This is a genomic window from Clostridium beijerinckii (genome assembly GCF_008705175.1).
GTDB classification, from domain to species: Bacteria; Bacillota; Clostridia; order Clostridiales; family Clostridiaceae; genus Clostridium; species Clostridium beijerinckii.
Window position 1 is genome coordinate 1,865,779 of the sequence record NZ_CP043998.1, and the last position, 16,952, is coordinate 1,882,730.

13 protein-coding genes and 1 pseudogene are annotated in these 16,952 nt (G+C 28.4%); 13 read left to right on the top strand and 1 reads right to left on the bottom strand.

The genetic code is table 11. The annotated features are described in order from the left end of the window. Positions 1 to 215: 215 nt before the first annotated feature. The 12 genes and pseudogenes from F3K33_RS08515 (at position 216) to F3K33_RS08565 (ending at position 14,653) form a co-directional block, all read left to right on the top strand. A complete protein-coding gene (locus F3K33_RS08515; protein WP_023974698.1) occupies positions 216 to 1,382 on the top strand; it encodes an iron-containing alcohol dehydrogenase in 1,167 nt (388 codons plus the stop codon). Positions 1,383 to 1,803: 421 nt separating this feature from the next. After that, on the top strand, positions 1,804 to 2,628 hold the full coding sequence (locus F3K33_RS26705; protein WP_243141313.1) for an MCP four helix bundle domain-containing protein: 825 nt from the start codon (positions 1,804 to 1,806) through the stop codon (positions 2,626 to 2,628). A 32-nt stretch (positions 2,629 to 2,660) separates the two neighbouring features. Next, positions 2,661 to 3,074: pseudogene (locus F3K33_RS26710) on the top strand (methyl-accepting chemotaxis protein); the annotation flags it as partial. A gap of 305 nt (positions 3,075 to 3,379) precedes the next feature. After that, complete coding sequence (locus F3K33_RS08525) at positions 3,380 to 4,366, top strand: glycosyltransferase family 2 protein (RefSeq protein ID WP_039770530.1); 987 nt, start codon at positions 3,380 to 3,382, stop codon at positions 4,364 to 4,366. A 13-nt stretch (positions 4,367 to 4,379) separates the two neighbouring features. Beyond that, on the top strand, positions 4,380 to 6,596 hold the full coding sequence (locus tag F3K33_RS08530; RefSeq protein WP_039770528.1) for a glycosyltransferase family 39 protein: 2,217 nt from the start codon (positions 4,380 to 4,382) through the stop codon (positions 6,594 to 6,596). A 295-nt stretch (positions 6,597 to 6,891) separates the two neighbouring features. Continuing rightward, entirely contained in the window at positions 6,892 to 8,643 is a 1,752-nt protein-coding gene (locus F3K33_RS08535; RefSeq protein ID WP_039770526.1) for a glycosyltransferase family 39 protein, read from the top strand. After that, positions 8,640 to 9,530 (top strand): UTP--glucose-1-phosphate uridylyltransferase GalU, encoded by an 891-nt coding sequence (gene galU / locus F3K33_RS08540; protein ID WP_039770524.1) that lies wholly within the window; start codon positions 8,640 to 8,642, stop codon positions 9,528 to 9,530. Before F3K33_RS08535 ends, galU begins: the two co-directional genes overlap by 4 nt. A 181-nt stretch (positions 9,531 to 9,711) precedes the next feature. Then, on the top strand, positions 9,712 to 10,164 hold the full coding sequence (locus F3K33_RS08545; protein WP_011969052.1) for a hypothetical protein: 453 nt from the start codon (positions 9,712 to 9,714) through the stop codon (positions 10,162 to 10,164). Between the two features lie 160 nt (positions 10,165 to 10,324). After that, positions 10,325 to 11,548 carry a macrolide family glycosyltransferase gene (locus F3K33_RS08550; RefSeq protein WP_039770522.1) on the top strand — a complete coding sequence of 408 codons (1,224 nt, stop codon included), beginning with the start codon at positions 10,325 to 10,327 and terminating at the stop codon, positions 11,546 to 11,548. A 255-nt stretch (positions 11,549 to 11,803) separates the two neighbouring features. Beyond that, positions 11,804 to 12,310 (top strand): NUDIX hydrolase, encoded by a 507-nt coding sequence (locus F3K33_RS08555; protein WP_039770520.1) that lies wholly within the window; start codon positions 11,804 to 11,806, stop codon positions 12,308 to 12,310. A gap of 148 nt (positions 12,311 to 12,458) precedes the next feature. Next, the gene (locus F3K33_RS08560; RefSeq protein ID WP_039770518.1) at positions 12,459 to 13,136 is read left to right on the top strand and encodes a response regulator; all 678 of its coding nucleotides are present in this window, start codon (positions 12,459 to 12,461) and stop codon (positions 13,134 to 13,136) included. Between the two features lie 2 nt (positions 13,137 to 13,138). Continuing rightward, a complete protein-coding gene (locus F3K33_RS08565; RefSeq protein WP_039770516.1) occupies positions 13,139 to 14,653 on the top strand; it encodes a sensor histidine kinase in 1,515 nt (504 codons plus the stop codon). Positions 14,654 to 14,827: 174 nt separating this feature from the next. On the opposite strand, the gene F3K33_RS08570 is transcribed toward F3K33_RS08565, so the two are convergent. Then, positions 14,828 to 15,130 carry a hypothetical protein gene (locus F3K33_RS08570; RefSeq protein WP_039770513.1) on the bottom strand — a complete coding sequence of 101 codons (303 nt, stop codon included), beginning with the start codon at positions 15,128 to 15,130 and terminating at the stop codon, positions 14,828 to 14,830. A gap of 491 nt (positions 15,131 to 15,621) precedes the next feature. Between F3K33_RS08570 and F3K33_RS08575 the strand changes: the two genes are divergently transcribed. Continuing rightward, positions 15,622 to 16,854, top strand: coding sequence for a hypothetical protein (locus F3K33_RS08575; protein ID WP_039770511.1), 1,233 nt, complete (start codon positions 15,622 to 15,624; stop codon positions 16,852 to 16,854). Positions 16,855 to 16,952 lie beyond the last annotated feature (98 nt).

Consider the following 16,952-nt stretch of genomic DNA (forward strand, 5'->3'; position numbering starts at 1 on the left):
AGATTGATGAATTAGAACCTTGTATTTACAGGGAAATATATCCTTATTTGTATTAGTATGAAATAAAAATTATGCGATAAATTATACCAGAATATTACATAAACCTATATAATAAATTGATAAAATAATAACATTTGGCATAAATATTGCTTTACATAATTAATGTGGTTAAAAGCAAATAAATATGACAGATGAATTTTAGGAGGTATAAATTTATGGCACGTTTTACTTTACCTAGGGACTTATATCATGGAGAAGGGGCGCTTGAAGTACTTAAAACTTTAAAAGGCAAAAAAGCTTTTGTAGTTGTTGGTGGAGGATCAATGAAAAGATTTGGTTTTCTTAAACAAGTTGAAGATTATTTAACAGAAGCAGGAATGGAAGTAGAGCTATTTGAAGGAGTAGAACCAGATCCATCAGTAGAAACAGTAATGAAGGGTGCCGAAGCAATGAGAAACTTCGAACCTGATTGGATAGTTGCTATGGGTGGAGGATCGCCAATAGATGCTGCAAAAGCTATGTGGATATTCTATGAATACCCAGAATTTACTTTTGAACAAGCGGTTGTTCCATTTGGTTTACCAGAGCTTAGACAAAAAGCTAAATTTGTAGCTATTCCATCAACAAGTGGTACAGCTACAGAAGTTACAGCATTCTCAGTTATAACAAATTACACAGAAAAGATTAAATATCCTTTAGCTGACTTTAACATAACTCCAGATATAGCAATAGTTGATCCAGTATTAGCTCAAACCATGCCAAAAACATTAACAGCTCATACTGGAATGGATGCACTAACTCATGCTATAGAAGCATATACTGCATCGCTTAGATCAAACTTTTCTGATCCTTTAGCAATTAAAGCATTGCAGATGGTACAAGAAAATTTACTCAAGTCTTTTGAAGGAGACAAGGAAGCTAGAAACTTAATGCATGAAGCTCAATGTTTAGCAGGAATGGCATTTTCTAATGCATTACTTGGAATAGTTCATTCAATGGCTCACAAGGTTGGTGCTGTATTCCATATTCCTCATGGATGTGCGAATGCTATATTCTTACCATATGTAATTCAATATAATAGAACAAAATGCGAAGATAGATATGCTGATATTGCTAGAGCATTAAAATTAGAAGGAAGTACAGATTCAGAATTAACTGATTCATTAATTGGAATGATTAATAAAATGAATAGTGATTTAAATATTCCTCATTCAATGAAAGAATATGGGGTTACAGAGGATGATTTTAAGGCAAATCTTTCATTTATTGCTCATAATGCAGTGTTAGATGCATGTACAGGATCAAATCCTAGAGAAATAGATGATGCTACAATGGAAAAATTATTTGAATGCACATATTATGGGACAAAGGTTGAACTATAGTACTTAGATGTATAAATTTAATAACATAAGAATAAAATAATATAATTGTATAAATCAATGTTTTTGATTTTCATAATAAAAAGCTCTCTTTTGAGGGCTTTTTTATTATGAAAAAATTATGGGAAAATTATAATATTTATTGTTATTTTTTATTTAAATGATAAAATTACTTTAATATTAAGAAAATAACAATTGCTATGAGATGAATGAAAGTCACATAATGTAATTTGGTGTAATAAATAAAAGAGTGTGATTAACTGTTTTTAGTAAATATTATAGTAGTTTGCAGTTAACATTACAAAAGACCGGTTCAAACTTGATAGTTTCAATTGGTCTATTATTATATTTTAATAGATTAAATATTAAACAGCTAAAGATTAAATGATTAAATTAGTTTTTAATGCTTAAAGGGGGACTAAATATGATTAATAATTTAAAAGTTAAACAGAAAATTTTCTTATTTTCGGGGATAATGATTTTACTGATTATTTTTATGGGGGGAATTGGATATTATTATAATTTACAATTAAATTATAATGTAACATCTATGTATAAAGATAGATTGCTTCCTGTACAGTGGTTAAATGATAATAGAAACCAATCAAGGGCAATAGAGGCAGATACATATAATATTATTTTGAATGTAAAAGATACTGAAGAACAAAATAAGAAATTAAATGATATTAAAGATAGAGTAAAGGCATATGATAATAACTGGCAGGCTTATAAAGGGAATGAGGTTGATCAATTCGAATTAGAAATTATACTTTTAGTTGAGAATGATCTTAAAGAATATAGAGCAGCAAGAGATGAAATTATAAAGTTAGCCATGGATGGGAAGCAAGAAGAGGCTTTAGAAAAATATAAATCAATAACAGGGAAAGTAGATGAATTTCAAAAAAACTTAAAGGCTTTGGCGATATATAATGCTGATAAAGCACAAGAAATAAATGTTCAAAATAACAATAGTTTTAGTTATTCTAGAAAGATTTTTATAATACTAGGTTTTTTGTCAGTAGTGATAGCAGCTACTTTATCAGTTATTATATCTAAAACAATTGCTAACCCATTGAAATTATCAGTAGAGTGCATTAGAGTTTTAGCTAAGAGAGATTTTACAGTATCAGTTCCTGAACTGATTTTAAAACGAAAAGATGAAATTGGAGATCTAGCTAATTCAATATTTTTAATGAAAAATGATATTAGTATTTTAGTAAAGGAGATAATGGAAAAGGTTTTGCGGTAGTAGCAGAAGAAGTTAGGAAGTTAGCGGAAGAGGCATCTCAGGCTGTTACTATTATAAAAGATACAATAGTAAAAGTACAAGCTGCGTTTAGAAATCTTTCTGATAATAACGTAGAAGTATTAGATTTTATAAAAGAAGATGTAAATTCTAAATTTGAGGATATGAAGAATATGGGGAATCAATATTATGATGATGCAGAATTTGTAGCAAATATGTCAGAGGAAATAGCTTCTATGTCAGAGGAACTTACAGCAACAATTCATGAAATAACTAATGCAGTACAAAATACAGCTGAAATTGCACAGAAATCATCTGAAAACGCTGAAACAATAAAAGATAGTGTAAGCGAAACAACAATTGAGATAGAGCAGTTAGCGAAAGCTGCGGAGCAGCAGGCTCTGCTAGCAGAAAAATTAAATGAAGTGGTGAACAAATTTAAGATATAAGCAATTATATATAAGTAGGATCTCTTTAAAATTATAGTATTTAAAGAAAAAAAGATAGCATTTTCAAGATGAGGTGCTATCTTTTTTTGTGAATTATTTTTCATTTAATGAGAAATCTTCCTCGCATAAATATATTGGTATAAGTTCATAGGTAAATCTCTAATAATAATATTTATTTAAAATGTATATAATTTGTGATTGGAATGTAACAAAACTGTGACAATTATTTTCTAGAATGTAAATATAGATTTAAAAGAGTTTATAACTCAACATTTAATTTATAAAAGATATTTGAGGTGATAAATATGAATGATAAAACAGTTTATTCTGTTATAGTACCTTTATATAATGAGGAACTTGTTATAAATCAAAGTTATAAAAGACTTAAAGAAGTTATGGATTCTACAAATGAAAGTTACGAAATTGTATTTGTGAATGATGGAAGTAAAGATAGAACAAGAGAAATAGCAGAAGAAATATGTAGCAGAGATGAGAATATAAAACTCATTAATTTTTCAAGAAATTTTGGTCACCAAGCGGCTATAACTGCAGGTATGGATTTAGCATTAGGAGATGCAATTATTGTAATAGATGCTGATCTCCAAGATCCACCAGAAGTAATGCTTAAAATGATTGAAAAATGGAAAGAAGGTTATGAAGTTGTCTATGGAAAGAGGGTAAAGAGAGAAGGGGAAACCTTTTTTAAAAAATTTACGGCAAGAGTTTATTATAGATTATTAAGAAGTATGACAACAGTTGACGTTCCAGTAGATGCAGGGGATTTCAGACTTATAGATAGGAAGGTGTGTAATACATTAATAGCTCTGCCTGAAAGGAATAGATATGTACGAGGACTCGTGAGTTGGGTTGGTTATAAGCAAACCTATGTTGAATTTATAAGACAGGAAAGATTTGCAGGAGAAACTAAATATCCTCTAAAAAAGATGTTTAAGCTGGCATGTGATGGTATAACAGCACTATCGTATAAACCACTTATTATTGCAGGACATTTTGGGATCATAGCTTTGCTGGTTGGAATTATTTTAATGTTTGTTGATATTACGAAAGCTATAATTAATAAAAGCAGCGTGTTGAATTTTACTATGATGATAGGAATTAACATGATGATGTTTGGAGTAGTTTTAGGTTGTATTGGGATAATGGGTCAGTATATTGGAAGAATATTTGATGAAAGTAAAGATAGGCCAATTTATGTAATTTCTAGTACAACAAATTATAATAGATCAAGTAAAAAATATAATATTATTAATCTAGAGAAAAAGACTTTATAGAGGGGGAACAAATTTGAAGAAACTAAAATTAACTAAAGAGAATATAAGTATATCTTTAATTTTAATATTATCTGCGGTATTGAATTTTGCTAATATAGGAATTGAAGGATATGGGAATAGTTATTATGCCGCTGGAGTAAAGAGCATGACTTTGAATCTTAAAAATTTCTTTTTTGTATCCTTCGATCCAGGGAGTTTTGTTACAATTGATAAACCGCCAATGGGATTCTGGATACAGGCCTTATTTGCTAAGATACTTGGATTTAACGGATGGAGTATATTGTTACCACAAGCATTAGCTGGAGTAATTTCAGTTTATCTTATATATTTTATAGTGAAAAGATCTTTTGGAAGTGCCGCTGGACTTATTTCAGGATTATGTCTCTCAGTAACTCCAGTTTTTGTAGCAGCAAGTAGAAACAATACAATAGATAACTTGCTTGTTCTAACACTGCTCTTTGCATGTTTAGCTCTTACACTAGCCGCTGAAAAAGGAAAAGCTAAATATCTTTATCTAAGTTTAATACTTGTCGGAATTGGTTTTAATATAAAAATGCTGGAAGCATATATGATTGGGCCAGCAATTTATATAACATATCTTCTTTCTTCATCTATAACATTAAAAAAGAGAATAGTTCATATTGTTATAGGCACATTTGTTCTTATGTCAGTATCATTATCTTGGGCTTTAATTGTAGATTTAGTTCCAGCACAAAATAGACCTTATATTGGTAGTAGTACAGATAATAGTGTTATGGAACTTATAGTTGGTCACAATGGATTAGAAAGACTTGGAATTGGCAGTAAATCAAATAAAGGATTTAATGCTAGCAATAATAAAAAAGATGATAGACAAATTCAAAATAATACTGAAGTAATTAATGATCAGAATCAACAAGTGAATAAAGAAAATTACAATGGAAGCACTAATAGAATGGTAAGTGGAGCAGAAAATAGAGATGGACAAGGTGACGGAAGTATGCAGAAAGCACCTAATGAAGGAATGCCAGGAGGCCTAGGAGGACAAGGTGGACTTCAAGGTACCTTTGGAGGACAGACAAAAGCAGGAATAGCAAGATTATTTTCTAAAAATAGTTTATCTGATCAAATAATTTGGTTTTTACCACTTGCGTTGTTAGGTTTTGTAGCTGGTGCTATAAAAGAAAAACTAAGATTAAAGTTAGATAATAAAAGAAAAATATCACTAGCATTATGGATTTTATGGTTGGTACCTGAATTCATATATTTCAGTTACACAACAGGTTTATTCCATCCATATTATTTAACAATGATGGCACCTCCGGCTGCAGCATTAGCTGGAATAGGAATAGTAACAATGTGGAAACTATATAATGAAAAAAAATGGGCGTCATGGTTATTACCAATATCATTAATTATAGAAGGTCTTGTTAATATGATGATGTTATCTTATTTTTCAAATAATCTATCAGATAGTATAAGAAAAATAATTTTAATAGCCTTGTTATTGTGTTTTTTAACTTCATCAATATTAGCAATATTAAATTTATTGAGCTTTATTAGAAGAAAAAATAATACTAATTTAAGTGATAATAAGGACATACATTTGAAAAAAATATTGCTAGGAATTTCTATAGTCAGTATTTTAACTGTACCATTTATTGGATCAAGTGCAGCAATTACTCATAGTGTAAATAGTACTATTCCTACTGCTGGATTGGAACTTCTTTCAAACAGTGAAAGAGGCGGAGCAAGTTTTGGTAAGGAAAGAAGTGACAATGGTAAAAATTCGAAGTTACTTGATTTCTTAAAAAGTAATATAACAACTGAAAAATATTCACTTGTCGTACCATCATCACAAAGCGCTGATAGTATAATAATCCAAACTGGTGAATCAGTAATGGCACTTGGTGGATTTTCAGGATCTGATAAGATTCTTTCTTTAGATGAATTTAAAGAGATGGTTAAGAATGGAGAAGTGAGATATGTACTTACTGGTGGCATGGGCAGAGGCGAAAGTAGTGAAATTCTAAAATGGGTTGCTGAAAATGGAACATTAGTTCCGGAAAGTCAATATAAGGATGTTGTATCAGGTAATGAACCAAATATTAAAGACAGTAACGATATAAAAAATAATTCAAAAGATGACAATCAGAATGTAAATTCAATAAGTCAGAATATGGGAGGCCCAGGAGGAAATAATCAGGAACAATTATATGATTTAAAGGATGAAGCAAATATTTTAAAATAAGTTTTTTACAATAAAAAGGGCATGTATTAGTGCAAGTTATTAAGATTTAGCTGCATAAAGACTAAAGAGTTTAACTATTTAGTAGTTTTAGAACTAATTCTTATAGTTTAATATTTGCAAGAACAAGCCCTTTTTTAGTAGAATAAATTTTTAAAATTTTAAAGAAAATGATTAATATATATTCCAATAATAAATCTAAAATTAAAATTCTCGCAAAGCAAATAATCGATTAAGGCTAGAATATAGAAACTTAATTGCAACATATATTTATATATTGTGAAAGGAAACAATAGTGATGAATGAAGTAAACTTTAAGAAGTATATATTTAGAATAGGTTTGATTTTTATATTATTAGTATCAATGTTTTCTAGTATTTATGCGGTAAGAAACTATAAAAGTATTAATGTTATGGAACAAAGTGGTGGATTAAAAAAAATATTAAATATAAGAGATGGCGAAAATTTACCAGATAATATACCTTCATTAAACAATAGTGGATCTAATTTAGAAAATAATGAGATCAAAAGTGATAATAGCCAATATGGTCCGAATGGAATAGGTTCACGAAATGCTGATTCTATTGATAAAGGAATGAATGATAAATCACAGCAAGATGGAAATGTAGGGATAAATGGGGGTCGTGATACTAAATTTGGATCTAATAGTAAACAAAGAGGAAACAATAAAAATGCTAAGCAAGGGGAGGTAAATGGCAATATTCAAAGAGGGGGAGTGGATGATAGATATCTTTTAAGTATCACTATATATTCAGTATTATTTTTAATTGGATCATGTAGCGCTTACTGTTTAATTAAACGAAAAAATATAAAATTTAATTATAAAGATGAAAAATTCATGATAATTATATTAATATTTACAGGAATTTTTCTGAGAATCTCAGCTTCTACACTTGTAAATGGACATAATGATATTAATTTATTTAAAAATTGGGCAGAAACTGCGGCAAATGGTTTTTCACAATTTTATGCTAATGCTAGACAAGCCGATTATCCACCTGTATATATATACATATTAGGTTGCATAGGAAGAATTGCAAATATACAAGTGTTTAATTCGTATTATATATTATTACTTAAAATTCCATCTATAATAGCAGATGTTGCGACAGCTTATTTTATATATAGAATTGGGAAAAGGTTTTTAAATACAGTAACTAGTATTTTTTTAGCTACATTTTATACCTTTAATCCAGCAATTTTTATAGATTCCACATTTTGGGGACAAGTTGATTCTTTATTTACATTACTTATTGTTATTTCGATATATCTGTTATATGAAAAAAAATATGTATTTTCATCAGTAATGTTTGCATTATCTGTACTTATGAAACCACAAGGAATTATATTTCTTCCAGTACTTTTCTTTGAATTAGTTAGACAAAGAAAAATTAGAAATTTTATATATGCTGCGGTTTCAGCGGTAGCAACCATAATTGCAATTATAATTCCTTTTTCAATAAACGAACAAAGTCCAATTTGGATTTTTAATCTTTACTTAAGGACGATATCAGAATATCCATATGCTTCTGTAAATGCGTTCAATTTTTTTGGTTTAGTAGGAGCAAATTATAAAAATGATAATACTACATTTTTTATATTTAGCTATCATACAATTGGAATTATGTTTATAATTCTAACAACTTTAATTGGATGGATTTTATATATAAAAGGGAATGACAGAAAGTATATTTCGGCATTATCTTTACTTCAAATTTCAGGAGTATTTACGTTTTCGGTTGGAATGCACGAAAGATATTTATTTCCAGCGGTAGCATTATCAATTTTAGCATTTATATATTCAAAAGACAGGAGATTTTTTATAATGGCTATCGGGTTTAGTATTACTAGCTATATCAACATATCCACGGTTTTATTCAAAACAAACACATCAGTTTTTGAGGTTTTATTGAAAGTAACTTCATTATTTAATGTAATATTAGTTTTATATTTAGTAAAAGTTATTATAGATAACACTGTTAAAAAATTTTCTTTAAAAATTGATAATAAGGAGAGTGAATTGTTATGAACGTAAGAAAAGCTGTAATACCTGCAGCTGGCCTTGGAACTAGGTTTTTGCCAGCAACTAAAGCCCAACCAAAAGAAATGTTACCTATAGTAGATAAACCTACTATCCAATATATAGTAGAAGAAGCCGTTGAATCTGGCATTGAGGAAATACTTATAATAACAGGGAGAAATAAACGGGCTATAGAAGATCATTTTGATAAATCTGTAGAGCTTGAAGATGAGCTTGAGAACAGTAAAAAAGACGAGTTGCTTAAGATGGTACAAAGTATATCTAATATGGTAGATATTTACTATACACGTCAAAAAGAGCCCAAAGGACTTGGCGATGCAATAAGTCATGCTAAAAATTTTGTTGGAAACGAACCTTTTGCAGTAATGCTTGGTGATGATATAGTTGATAATGAAGTTCCATGCTTAAAACAATTGATAAATTGCTACGATAAATATAAGACTTCAGTATTAGGAGTTCAAGAAATCTCAGAATGTAATATAACGAAATATGGAATAATAAAAGGGATAGAGATTGATGAAGGACTTTATAAGGTTAGTGATATGGTGGAAAAGCCTAAAATTGAAGAGGCACCATCTAACATAGCTATTTTAGGTAGATATATAATAACGCCAGATATATTTGATATACTTGAGAGTACCAAACCAGGAAAATCAGGAGAAATTCAATTGACAGATGCGCTAAAAGAATTAACAAGACAAGAAGCAGTATATGCTTATTGTTTTGAAGGAAAAAGGTATGATGTTGGTGATAAGTTAGGATACCTTCAAGCTAATATAGAATTTACTTTAAAACGCGATGATTTAAGGGATGATTTTATAACTTACTTGTCAGATTTAAGAGACAGAAGTGCTAATCTAGATTTGATTCATTAAAACGTAATACATTGTCTATATGATGCAAACTTTATATAATTTTCTCCGTTTGTATAAAAGCATTTTATAAATAAATGAATATATCAATAGTTAGGAAAAACAAATTTATAGTATGAGTATAGTTAATTAATGTTGGGTATATTAGTAACGTAAGATAAAAAGTAATAAAAGTAGGAGAAATATGAGTAGTTCAACTATGACTATTGCGACTAAAAAAAAGTTAGAACATAAGGATCAGAATGCTATAATAACGAATTCAACATCTGAAACTATTATTGTATATGGACCAAGAAGAGAAACAGATGGAGGAAACTATGATAATTCATGGTATGTTCTCCACTCAGGAGAAACTATTCCTAGTGATTGGCAATGTGACGGAATTTTTATTCCTAAGGATAGAAAATTTATGCAAATGAGCGATGAAACTATACAAGGTCCAGTAGCTGTAAAGTTTGGAAGCTTGATGCCAGTTACAATAATACAGGATGGAGAAGTATATATAGAAAAAGGTAGTCACAATGAAGGTGTGTTCCATAAATCTGAAATAGATTGGGATGTACCAGACTTTGATGCGGAGTATTGCCAAAATATAAGCATGGCAGCATATCAAATCCAACCCAATAAGAGGTTTTAAATCTTTCTTAAAAATAAAAATCCATGGATTACTTCTTAGTAATACGTGGATTTTTTAAATAAAAAATTAGATAATATAAAATTAAAATTGAAAGTCTTGCAAATAAACAAATATTTGTGGATTATCACTATAAATATATAAGGGCAAAGGAGTGAAAAAAATGTCAAAAGCTTTATTTGTAAATATGTTAGGTCACGGACATGTTAATCCAACTATAGGAATAGTTAGGGAGCTCATAAATAGGGGAGAAGATGTTACATATATAGAAGGAGAAGAGTTTAGAGATAAAATAGAAAAAACAGGTGCTAAGTTTATTGGGCATAAAAATTTATTTGATTTATCTAGTTTAATTACCAGTAGTTTAAATTTAGAAACTAATGAAAAACTATTGAATGCCCTTAATACTTTTAAAGAAATAATCGAAGAGATCTTCAAATTAGATGAAAAATTTGATTATATTATTTACGATTCTTCGTTTGTATTAGGTGGAGAAGTGGGAAGAGTATTAAATATACCAACAATTTCTTCTAGTAGCATTTTTGCAATAAATGAGAAAATAATAAAAAGTTTGTTAGATCTACCAATCTCACAAGAATTTAAGTTAAAGATGGAAGGAGCTAAGCCAAAGATTAAAGAAATTCTAAGCAGTCATAATTATGTGGACTTTGTCAATGAATTACAAGAGAAGTATAATATAAAGTTTCCTAGCATGGTAGATAGATCTGGAAAGAAAGGAATGCTTAATATTGTATATACATCTAAGTACTTTCAACCATATAGCGAAAGTTTTGATGAAAGTTATAAATTTATTGGGTCATCAGTAATAGATAGAAAAGAAAGTATTGACTTTGATTTATCAAATGATGAGGATAAGAAGGTAATTTATATATCTCTAGGAACTATATTCAATAATTCTATTGAATTCTATGAGTGTTGCTTTAAAGCTTTTTGCAATATGAATGTAAAAGTTATTATGTCTGTAGGCAGGAAAATTGATATAAGTATGTTTAAAAATATTCCATCCAACTTTATAGTTCGTAACTATGTACCACAATTAGAAGTATTAAAATATGCAGATGTATTTATCACTCATGGTGGTATGAATAGTACAAATGAAGGCTTATACTTTAACATACCGTTAATTTTAATACCTCAATCGGTTGATCAACCTTTTGTGGCTAATAGGGTGGCTGAACTTGGCGCAGGAATTGTGATAGAAAAAAATAGAATTACGCCGGAAGCACTAAATAAATGTGTAGCTGAGATACTATCAGACGATAACTTTAAGATTAACAGTGAGAAGATAGGTGAATCCTTAAGGGAATCAGGAGGATATAAAGTTGGAGTTGATGAAATAATAAAGCTAAAAAATTCTATGAAATAGTATTTAGCTATTGATAAATCAAATTTAATTAGTTTAGATTTATTGCATATAAACATAAGGTGCTAGAATATCGCAAATTCATTTGAATTATGCGATATTTATTTTAAAAATTTATAATTTATATGGAAGAAATTCGCATTAAATGAAATATGATATTATAATTTATGATAGTATATTTATTATAATATTTTAAAAAGAAATAAAGCTATATATAATTGATTATCAACTTTATATTAATTAAATAGGAGATGCAATATGGAATTAAGAGATATATACAATAGTAAAGGATATAAAACTGGAGTAAGAAAAGAACGGTCCGAAAAGTTAGAAGATGGTGAATATTATTTAGCAACTGAAGTGTGGATAATTAATAGCAGCAGCAAAATATTAATTCAACAAAGGTCAAGTAACAAGGATGTACTTCCTAATATGTGGGGGCTAACTACAGGATGTATGGTTAGTGGAGAGGACACAGCGGAAGGGGCTTTAAGAGAAGTTAAGGAAGAGATTGGATTATCTATTGAAAAAGATGAATTAAATTTTATTCGTAGAATATTTCGTGAAAATTCTATTTGGGATATATATTTTGTATATAAGAATGTTGAATTATCGAAATTAATCCTTCAAAAGGAAGAGGTTAGTAACGTGAAATTTGTATCTATAGAAGAATTTAATAATATGCTCTTATCTGGAGAATTATTTGAATATCCAGAAATTTATGATATGCTATCGCTAGTTAAGGATAAAGTTAGTGAATATTAGAGACAGTTAGTTATATTAAATAAGACAAGAAAATTTATAATGCATATCTTAATATTTGTTTATTTTAAGATATAAGAATGATCTGTGACATGTTTGTAACAAAAATTAGCTACAATAAGAATGATTGATATTTTTGTGGAGGGATATAATGAAGGGGAAAAGGATATTAGTTGTTGATGATGAACCATTAATAAGAAAACTCGTAACAGATTTTTTAAAAAAACAAGGGTATGTAACAATTGAGGCTGATGATGGAAAGAAAGCTATGAATTTGTTTTCTAGTGAGGAAAATATAGATTTAATAATTCTTGATGTAATGCTGCCAGAATATGATGGGTTTACTGTATGCAGAGAGATAAGAAAGAAATCTAAAGTTCCGATTATTATGCTAACTGCAAGAGGTGAGGAATTTGATGAAGTTTTTGGATTAGATATTGGAGCTGATGAATATATATCAAAACCTTTTAGTCCTAATATATTAATCGCGAGAGTTAATGCTGTCCTGAGAAGGGCAAATTCAGAAGATAAAAGTAAAGAACTCAAAGATTTTAATGGATTGACAATAGACCATAGTGCTCATCAAGTAGTTATAGATGGAGAAGTTGTTGATTTAAGTCCTAAGGAATATGAGCTATTGATTTATCTTTCTGAAAATTATGGAAAAGCATTAAGTAGAGAACAAATATTAGATAAGGTATGGGGATATGATTATTATGGAGATTTAAGGACAGTGGATACACATATAAATAGATTAAGAATAAAGTTAGATAGAAAAAGTGATTATATACAAACAGTACGTGGTTACGGCTATAGATTTGAGGAATAGGTATGAGTAAGTCAGTAAGATCAAAACTTTTTTTATCTATAACTTTATTGCTAGTTTTTTTTATCTCTGCTTTATGGGTATTAAATAACTTATATCTTCAGCAATACTATATTAAGAATAAAGAAAATATGCTTGAAAATAATGCAAAGCATTTAGTTGATATGTATACTGGAGATCCAAATGATATTCAAGATGAATTGGATAGAACCGCTAATATAGTAGGTGGCAGCATTGATATTAGAGATAAAGATGGTAAGCTAATATATAAATCTTCAAGACGACTGCCAAATGAAAAAAACATAATTGATAATATGGGAAATAAATTTAAACCTAATATGGAGCCACCACCAGATTCTGATGTTCAAAATGATAAGATTAACAATACATATAGTGAGGGCAAGTATACATTTGAAAATAGAAGAGATGTTCAACTTAAAATAGACTTTCTAACTCTTGTAACCAAAATAAGTAATGGTGACATCCTTGCTATAAGAGTTCCATTAGTCTCAATAAGTGAAAGTGTTGATATTGCAAATAGATTTATATTAATTATTGGAGGAGTAATTATACTTTTAGGGAGCTTATGGGCATTTTGGTTTTCAAAAAGATTTACAAAACCAATACTAGAATTAAATAGTATAGCGCAGAATATGTCTAAATTCAATTTTAGCAAAAAATGCAGCATAAATGGAAAAGATGAAATCGGGCAGCTTGGACAAAGCGTTAATTATCTATCTGGAGAGCTAAGTCGGGCAATTACGGAATTGAATATAAAGAATAAGAAATTAGAAGAAGATATAGAGAAGGAAAGAAAAATAGATGAAATGAGAAAAGAATTTATCTCAAGTGTTTCTCATGAGTTAAGAACTCCGCTATCAGTAATACAAGGCTATGCGGAAGGTCTTGTAAGCAATGTTACAGAAAGTGATGAAGATAGGAAATTTTACTGTGATGTTATTATGAATGAAACTGATAAAATGAACAAATTAGTAAGAGATTTATTAAACTTATCACAAATTGAATCTGGTTATTTTCATATAGAAAAAACAGAATTTAATTTAGTATCACTAATAGAATATGTACTTAATAGATATAAATCAACTTTCGAAGAAAAAAGCATAGAAATCAGATTTGAACCCGGAGAAAGCGTGATTGTATATGGAGATATGACTCGTATAGAGCAAATACTTACAAACTACATTAATAATGCAATTAATCATGTAGACAATAATAAGATTATTGGGATAACTAAGATTAGTGTTAAAGATAAAATAAGGATAAATGTATTTAATACAGGAAAGCATATACCAGATGAATATTTGGATAAGATATGGAATAGTTTTTATAAAGTAGATAAAGCTAGGACAAGATCTTATGGAGGTTATGGCTTAGGCTTATCTATAGTAAAGGCGATAGCAGATCTTCATAGTAATGCTTATGGAGTGGAAAACGCTGAAGGTGGAGTTAATTTTTGGTTTGAAATTGATAAGATAGATTTAAATTCAGCAGAAAATTAAAAATAAAAATACAAAGGGAGTTGGCGATATCAGATTAAAATCTGTTAGCGGCAGCTCCCTAATTTATATATAAGTTTTCAATAAGATAATTTATTCATTATAAAATTATTTAGTTTATATAGATTAATAGCCTAAGATAAGTTTCAATGAACTAAATTTTTTAGAAAATACATATTATAAACTATTTTTAATTTTTATTTTGCTCGAAATACCAATGCTTGTACCAGTTAAAACACCACATAACATAGAGTAAACAATTGTAGGAATTTCAATCACATAAATACCAATAGCGGCAATAAATAATAAAGAAATCGCTAAAAAGAGTATACAAATAGATTGTTTCCATTTTTGTTGAACTTTAATTTTTGAATTTATTATATCTGTAAATTTGTATTTTTCATCGAACTTTAAATAGATAGCTTGACTCAGTATTAGTAAGAATACCATAGGCAATAATTTATAAAGTAAATCTATCATATTATTTTATCATCCTCCACGAAAATAATTTAGTTATTTAGGTATTTAAGCTCTAATAATAGATATTTTTATACCTAATTATAATATGGGAGAAATAAATAGACAAATAGTTCTTTATTACATTAGAGTAATTATATTCTTTTATAAGTGTATTCTACTAGAGAATAGTTATTATCCTTAATATTTACTTATACGCTGAGAGACAATAATGATAAAGAAATAAGTAAAAATTCAGCTTAAATGTTTGTAAAATAAGGAAAAATGTTTTAAAAAAACAAATTTAATAAACCAAGAGTTATGATATAATTATTGTAAAATTATTACAATAATTATATCATAAGAAGCTAAAGGACAACTCAATTTCTTTATAAATAATTTCTATAAATTATTTACGATTAAGAAGTGTCTGGTTCCATACTCTTAGATTATTGGAATGATTTAAAATATGCATAACTAAAAGGAAAACAATAATGAATAAAAGGAGGAATACAATGGGGAAGGTGTTGGGAAATAGATATAATAATAAATTAACAAGATTTATTCTAAGTTACATTGCAATAACAGCAGTATTTTTTACAAATTTTATAGTTGCTAAAGCTACGCAAGAAAATAGTTTTTATGAAATAAGTTCAAATAACATGGATAAGATGAAGGAACAACATAAATTTATTATTGATGCACCTATAAAATTTTATAATGATATAGAAAGAGTGGAGCAGGTATCGGACTTTAGATTTAAAGTTCCAGATTTTTTTCCAGAGGGCTACAAAGTTCAAGAGCTTCAATTGAAAAGGATTTCTAATAAAGATAACGTTTTAGAAATAGTTTACGGAAATAAAGATGGAATATATTCGTTACAAATATCGGAACAAGATCCTTCAGAATCATTAAAAGTGATAGAAAATGGGAAATCTAAGGCATTAGAAAATTCTCAGGTGGAAATCTCCAAGCAACCAATGAAAGTAGGAGATATAAACGGATTAAGTGTTATTTTAACAACTACATTTCCGGTAAAGAAAGCTATGGAAAACCAATTAAGTGAAATAAAAGCTGTTAATAATTATTTTTCATGGAAAGAGGATGGATTATGGTATAGCATAGAATATAAATCGGAGTCTAAAAGCGAAAAGAGTAGTAATAACTCATTAGAACTTTCAAGTGATGATATAAAAAATATAGTGAAATCGTTAAAGCATCCTGAAGATACAAAATATTCAAATTATTCCATAAAGAATCTTAATGATGGAAATATAGAAATGAACATTTATGATAGAGAAGATATAGAAGAAGCAAAAAATGCTCTCGGATTTGATCCTAAATTTCCAATTAGAATTAGTGATGATATAAGTATAACTAACTCTACTGCTAGATTAGTTGGAGATTTTAATAATAACAAAGAAAAAACATGCTATGAAATAAATAATTTTTATTCAAACCAAAATGGTTTGATAACATTTAGCCAGTCCGCGAATTCATCAGTTTATGATGAAATAATGAAAAATAAGTATATTAAAATTAATGAAGAAAGAAATGTAGAGAAGAAAGTTGAAGAATTAAGAATTGAAAATAATCAAGTATTTAAAAGTTCACAAGAAGGTATCGTGCCTCAGGATAATTATGTCTGGAAAGAAAATAACATATATTATAGTGTGATATTTTTTGTGAATATTGAAAATTGTGATGGAATTGTTAAAGAATTTATGAATTCAAAGCCACTAGAATAGAGTTGTTCAAATAGAATATTGATAAATATATTATGTTAAGAAGACTTTTATAAAAATAGTAGGGAATATAACAGACAGACCCTACTATTTTTTTATTC

What these genes read in the sequence shown, in the direction of transcription:
- F3K33_RS08515 (WP_023974698.1), top strand. Translation starts at nt 216, where the DNA reads ATGGCACGTTTTACTTTACCTAGGGACTTATATCATGGAGAAGGGGCG.
- F3K33_RS26705 (WP_243141313.1), top strand. Translation starts at nt 1,804, where the DNA reads ATGATTAATAATTTAAAAGTTAAACAGAAAATTTTCTTATTTTCGGGG.
- F3K33_RS08525 (WP_039770530.1), top strand. Translation starts at nt 3,380, where the DNA reads ATGAATGATAAAACAGTTTATTCTGTTATAGTACCTTTATATAATGAG.
- F3K33_RS08535 (WP_039770526.1), top strand. Translation starts at nt 6,892, where the DNA reads ATGAATGAAGTAAACTTTAAGAAGTATATATTTAGAATAGGTTTGATT.
- galU (WP_039770524.1), top strand. Translation starts at nt 8,640, where the DNA reads ATGAACGTAAGAAAAGCTGTAATACCTGCAGCTGGCCTTGGAACTAGG.
- F3K33_RS08545 (WP_011969052.1), top strand. Translation starts at nt 9,712, where the DNA reads ATGAGTAGTTCAACTATGACTATTGCGACTAAAAAAAAGTTAGAACAT.
- F3K33_RS08550 (WP_039770522.1), top strand. Translation starts at nt 10,325, where the DNA reads ATGTCAAAAGCTTTATTTGTAAATATGTTAGGTCACGGACATGTTAAT.
- F3K33_RS08555 (WP_039770520.1), top strand. Translation starts at nt 11,804, where the DNA reads ATGGAATTAAGAGATATATACAATAGTAAAGGATATAAAACTGGAGTA.
- F3K33_RS08560 (WP_039770518.1), top strand. Translation starts at nt 12,459, where the DNA reads ATGAAGGGGAAAAGGATATTAGTTGTTGATGATGAACCATTAATAAGA.
- F3K33_RS08565 (WP_039770516.1), top strand. Translation starts at nt 13,139, where the DNA reads ATGAGTAAGTCAGTAAGATCAAAACTTTTTTTATCTATAACTTTATTG.
- F3K33_RS08570 (WP_039770513.1), bottom strand. Translation starts at nt 15,130, where the DNA reads ATGATAGATTTACTTTATAAATTATTGCCTATGGTATTCTTACTAATA.
- F3K33_RS08575 (WP_039770511.1), top strand. Translation starts at nt 15,622, where the DNA reads ATGGGGAAGGTGTTGGGAAATAGATATAATAATAAATTAACAAGATTT.